The sequence below is a fragment of the Cupriavidus sp. 05T313 genome, assembly GCF_056396665.1.
In genome coordinates, this window is sequence record NZ_JBFTLX010000108.1 from 26,341 (window position 1) to 32,442 (window position 6,102).

Consider the following 6,102-nt stretch of genomic DNA (forward strand, 5'->3'; position numbering starts at 1 on the left):
AAAATAACGGACAGAGGGTGCTATGGGCTTCAAGATGTTCAACCTGGGTCGCCAGGCACAGGTGGTCAGTGCCGCCGAATCGGCGGTGAATGCCGCCGCCGCGCCTGGCACGCGTAGCACCCCGGCCCGGCGGTTCTCGGACAGGCTTTCCCGCCTCCCGTTTGCCAGCCAGCAACGCGCGCTGACCGCGGGCGTGGTGCTGTCGCTGACCGCCCTGCTGGCCTCGGTGTATTTCGACAACCGCGAAGCCAACAACGGCGCCGCGCAGATCGAGATCGCGGGCGACATGCTGATGCACTCCCAGCGCCTGGCCAAGGCGGTGCCGGTGGCCCTGCTGGGCAATGCGCAGGCCTTCACGCAGCTGCGCCAGTCCAAGAGCGAACTCGCCGGCGACTTGCAGGCGCTGCAAAACGGCAGCGACGCCAAGCACGTGCGTGCCACCGGCGGGGCGGCCGCGCCGTTGCTGGAAAAGGCCATGGAGTCCTGGCAGCGCACCGAGAAGAGCGCTGGCGACGTACTGGCCCAGCAGCCAACCCTGACCACCATCGGCCAGACCCTGCAGATCTTCAACGCTTCCAACCCGGAACTGCTGGAAAGCGCCGAGCAGGTGGCGGCGATCAAGCTGCAGAGCGGCGCCAACGCGCGCGAGGTGGCTGCCTCCGCGCAGCTGGTGATGCTGACGCAGCGCCTGGGCAAGAACCTCAACGAGTTCCTGGCGGGCGAAGGCGTCAATCCGGAAACCGCGTTCCTGCTGGGCAAGGACACCAATACCTTCCGCGAAACCCTGGACGGGCTGATGAACGGCAGCGAAGCGCTGCGCTTGTCCGCCGCCGGCGATGCAGAGACCCGCGGCTACCTGCAGCTGCTGTCGCAGCGGTTCGACGCGGTGCAGAAGACCACCCAGACCATTCTGCAGAACCTGCCCGGCCTGATCGCCGCCAAGCGCGCCCAGCAGCAGATCTTCAATGACAACGAGGCGCTGCGCGGCGAACTGTCCGCGCTGCAGGCAGCCTATGCCGAAGGCGCGCGCGTGCGCCCGCTGACGCTGGGCGCCACCGTCGTCTCGGCCTTGCTCACGCTGCTGTTCCTGGCTGGCCTGGCCGCGCTGTACCTGCGCGACTCCCGCGCCCGTACCCTCGAAGCGGAGGCCCGCGAACGCGAGGCGGAAGCCCGCCGCCTGGACGAAAAGCGCAACAACGACGCTACCCAGAAGGCCATTCTGCAGCTGATGAACGAACTGCAGGACATCGCCGACGGGGACCTGACCAAGCAGGCCACCGTGACCGAGGACATCACCGGCGCCATCGCCGACTCGGTGAACTACACGGTGGAGGAACTGCGCGAACTGGTGGGCCGCGTGCAGCAGACCGCCGGCGAGGTGACGCAGGCATCGAGCCAGGTGCAGGACACCTCGACCGAGCTGGTCGCGGCGTCGGAAGAGCAATCGCGCCAGATCCGCCAGACCGGCGAATCGGTGGTGGAGATGGCGGATCGCATCACGCAGGTGTCGCGCGGCGCGGCGGAATCCGCCAACGTGGCGCGCGCCTCGCTGGCCGCGGCCGAGCAGGGCCAGCACGCGGTGCAGAACGCCATCGTCGGCATGAACGACATCCGCGAGCAGATCCAGGACACCTCCAAACGCATCAAGCGCCTGGGCGAATCGTCGCAGGAGATCGGCGAAATCGTCGAACTGATTTCCGACATTACCGAGCAGACCAACGTGCTGGCGCTCAACGCCGCCATTCAGGCCGCATCGGCTGGCGAAGCCGGGCGCGGCTTCTCGGTGGTGGCCGAGGAAGTGCAGCGCCTGGCCGAGCGCTCCGGCGAGGCAACCAAGCAGATCGGCGCGCTGATCCGCACCATCCAGACCGATACGCAGGATGCGGTGCACGCCATGGAGCGCAGCACGCAAGGCGTGGTGGAAGGGGCCAAGCTGTCCGACAATGCCGGCGCCGCGCTGGTGGAGATCGGCCGCGTGTCGCGCCAGCTCGCCGAGCTGATCGAGCAGATTTCGCAGACCACCTCGCACGAGGCGGGGCTCGCCACCGCGGTGGCTCGCAATATCGAAGGCATCTTGCATGTGACCGAGCAGACTTCCTCGGGCACGCGGCAGACCGCACTGTCGGTGCGCCAGCTGACTCTGCTGACCGAAGAGCTGCGCAACTCCGTGCTGCGATTCAAGATCGCCTGACGGGTTACGCAAGGGCCGCGCGAGCGGGCCACGGGCCGGCGCCACCGCATTGGACGCATTGGAAGCAGTCATGTCATTGAATTTCCCTGTCTCGCGCGAGGCCGCCGGCTCCGATCCGGCCGTGCAGGATCCACTGGCGCCGATGCCCTTTGCGGCACGGGACCTGTCCGTCGCTCCGCCCGCCGCCCCGGTAGCGCGCGACCTTTCCGTGCTGGCCTGGCTGGCGCCGAGCCTGCGCGCCGCGCTGGACGATGCCGCGGCCGAACTGGGTCATTACGTCGATGAAGTGCAGCAGGCGCCCGAAGCGCTGGGCGCGCGGGACACCACCTCGCTGCGCCTGGCGGGGCAGCATCTGCACCAGGCCGCGGGCGCCGTGCATATCGTTGGCCTGCGCGGTGTCGATCCGTATTGCCAGGCGTTGCGCCGGCTGCTGGAAGGCATCGACGGCGGGGCAGTCGCCGCCGACGCCCAGACCTTGGCCGCCTTCCGCCTTGGCGTGCAGGCGCTGGCCGAGTACGTCGATGACCTGATGGTCGGCGACGATGAAGATCCGGTGCGGCTGTTTTGCTCCTATGCCGACGTGCTGGGCCGGCTCGGCGAGGACCGCGTGCACCCTGCCGACCTGTGGGTCGACGAACTGCAGATGCTGCCCGGCATCCTGCTGCCGACGCGCATGGCCTCCACCGTGACGCGCGCGCGCCAGCGTTTCGAGGGCGCCTTGMTCAAGGCGCTGCGCCTGCCGGTGCCATGCTCCGAACCCAGCCTGTTGCGCGAAGCGTATCTGCCGCTGGAATCCGCGCTGGAAGACGTGCGCGCGAGCGAACAGGAGCTGCGCCGCGCCACCGATCACCCGGACCGCGGCGTGTGGCACGTGCTGGCGCTGGTGTTTGGCGCGCTGGCCCACGGCCTGCTGCCGTCGGACCTGCTGGCCAAGCGGCTGGCGGGGCGTGCGCACCTGCTGCTGCGCCAGTACCTGCAGGGCCAGGTGCGGGTGCCCCAGGCGCTGCTCAACGATGCCGTGTATTTGCTGGTCACCACGAGCAGGATGCCGGCCGCCAGCGAGCCGGAGAGCGCGGCCGTGCTGGTGCTGCGCTCTGCCATCCGCGAGTGCATGCAAGCCTTCCGCATCGACGCGGCGCATGCGTCGGCGCATGCCGATTTCCGCGTGCGCTACTACGGCTGGCTCGACCCGATCGATACGCACAACCTGCAGCAGGCGGCCGCCGCGCTCGAACGGGCGGCGGGCGCCGGCGCGGAATACATTGAATGGCAAAACGCGCTGGCGGTGCTGGCCGAAGCCGCGCAGCCGCTGGCCCAGCCGGCGTTGCAGCGCTGCCTGGATGCCGCCGCGCACCCTGCGCTGCAGGTCCGTTCCGGCGATGACAATCTTGGCGGCATCGGCGCCATCGCGCTGTTCCTGGGGCGTGCGCTTGCCTTGCCGTGGCGTGTGCATGGCAGCACCGGCCATGCCGCGGCGGCTGAATTCGCGCACCGTTGCGATGAACTGGCCTCGCATCTCGGCGAGCGCCAGCGCGGCGACCAGGCGACGCCGCCCCCGCGCTGGCTCGCACAGATGGTGGACCAGGCGCGCGCGCAACGCTTGCGCGAGGCCGCGGTCGCGCAGTTGCGCGGCCATCTCGACAGCGGCGAATCGTGGCTCGATGCCTATGACCGCGACGCCGCCCGCGCCGAGGCCGGCGCACACCTGCGCGATGCCGAGCGCGCGTTCGTGGCGCTGGCCGGCACGCTGGAGCAATTGCGCGACGCCGGCGCGCTGCCCGACGCGCTGCGCGCCGACGCGCAGGCGGTAGCGATGGCATTGGAGCGCGTGATGCCAGCCCTGGAGTGGCTCGCTGGCGCCCGCGCCACGCAAGTCCCGGGCGATGCCGCTACCGGTGCGGGCAACGAGGCCCACGCCGCGAGCGAGCGCGCCGCCCGGCTTGCCGCGATCGCCGGCGAACTCGGCGCCGTGCATGCCTTTATCGATGCGCTGGCCTTTGGCCGGAGCCCGGCGGCGGAGGTGCGGGACGAGGCCGCCAAGGCTGACGGCCAGGCCGTGCAAAGCGGCGCCGTCTCCCACGCGGCCCTGCTTGCCAGGGCGCGCGCGGCTGCCAGCGATGCCGTGCGCCACCCGGCCGCCGCCGACGCGCCCGAGGTGAAGACGCTGCGCGCGGCGCTGCAGGCCATGAATGAACAGGCCGCCATCGACGATGCTGCCGCTTTGCGCCGCCAGGCCATCGAAGCCACCACCCAGCTCAATGCCTGGCTGGCCGGTTCCCACGGCGCGGCGGAGCGGCTGGTGGTGGCGCTGGCCGATGCGCTGCCGGCCGGTGCACCGGGCGCACCCGCGATGCCGGCTGCGGCCGGGGATGCGCAGAAGAGCGAGAAGCCCGAGAAGGCAGATGCGGCCGGCATCGATGCCGAACTGCTCGACATTTTCCTCAGCGAATCCGTCGAGGTGCTGGGCGAGGTCGCCAGCGATCTCGACGGCGGTCTGCCGGCGCTGCAGGATGCCGATACCATCAGCCGCCTGCGGCGCGCCTTCCATACGCTGAAGGGTTCCAGCCGGATGGTSGGCCTGMACCGCTAYGGCGAGGYSGCSTGGGCYATCGARCAGGTGATGAAYCTGTGGATTGCCGAGGCACGCGCCCCCGCGCAGGCCCTGCTGGACCTGTTGTTGCGCGCCCACCAGGAGCTTGCCGGCTGGGCCCAGGCGCTGCGCGGCGATGCCGAGGCGGTGCACGATGCCGCCGGCCTGCTGGCCGTGGCACAGTCCGTGCGCGCGGGCGAACAGCCGGAGCCGGCATCGGGCCATGACCTTGTGGCGCCACAGTCCCTGGATGCGCAGAGCGGGCAGGTGCAGCAAGGGCAGGCAGAACCGGAACCGGAAACGGAGCCGGAACAGGAGGCACAGGCCGGTCTTCCGGCGGCCGGAGCCGGCGACGATGCCAGCGCCGGGGCGGACGCCAAAGTCATTCCCTTCCGTTTCGCCAGCACGCCCGCGGAGGAAAACGATCACTACAAGCTGATCGGCCCGGTGCGTATCAGCCTGCCGCTGTACAACGTCTACCTGCAGGAAGCCGACGACCTGATCCGCCAGTTCGCCACCGATGTTTCCGAGTGGCGCCACGAAGGCCGGCCCTGCCCGAGCGAGCTGGCATTGCGCGTGGCGCACACGTTGCAAGGCAGCGCGTCCACGGTCGGACTGGAGCCGGTGCGCGCGATTGCCGAGGTGCTGGAGCGCCTGATGCTGCAACTCGGCGCGCACCCGGTGGCGATGCACCCTGGCGACTTCCGCCTGCTGGAGCAGGCGGTCGAGCGCGTGCGCGGCATGTTGCACCAGTTTGCCGCCGGCATCTGGCCGGCCGCCGACGAAGCGCTCTGCCGYAGTCTCGCCGAGTTGGGCGAGCGTGCCATGGTGCGGCCGCGGCTGGCGATGCCGGCGGCGCCGGAGTTGCCGCCCGAGGCGGAGGACGCGCCGGTTGCGCTGTTGTTCGGCAAGCTGGCGCCCGCGGCCAATGCCGGCGCGCTGTACGATGCCGCCATCACGGTATTGGATACGGCGGGTGTGGATGCCGGTCATGCCGATGCGGCCAACACGGGCGAAGCTTCCTTCTTCGCGCATGCCGACACCGGCAGGATCCCGCCGGCGCCCGGCGCCGCGGATGTGCATGAAATCGCGGGCGCTGCGCACCCGCTGGCCGATGAAATGGCTGCGGAAGAATCCCTCGATCCGGCGCTCGTCGAGATTTTCCTGGAAGAGGCGCACGGCAGCCTCCCCGAACTGGGCAAGCTGCTGCGCGGCTGGGAGACGGCGTCCGGCGATGGCCGGCACGCCAGCCACGCTGGCCTGATCCTGCGCGCCTTGCATACGCTCAAGGGCAGTGCGCGCATGGCCGGCGCGATGGCGC

General features: G+C 70.2%; 2 protein-coding genes. Both read left to right on the forward strand.

What is annotated here, in order from left to right; all coding sequences use genetic code 11:
- The first annotated feature begins 22 nt into the window (after positions 1-22).
- Positions 23-2,191: a methyl-accepting chemotaxis protein gene (locus AC1DKD_RS22250; protein ID WP_441637086.1), complete on the forward strand. Its 2,169-nt coding sequence runs from the start codon at positions 23-25 to the stop codon at positions 2,189-2,191.
- A 70-nt stretch (positions 2,192-2,261) separates the two neighbouring features.
- The coding region (locus AC1DKD_RS22255; protein WP_477143715.1) for an Hpt domain-containing protein at positions 2,262-6,102 on the forward strand (3,841 nt) is incomplete at its 3' end.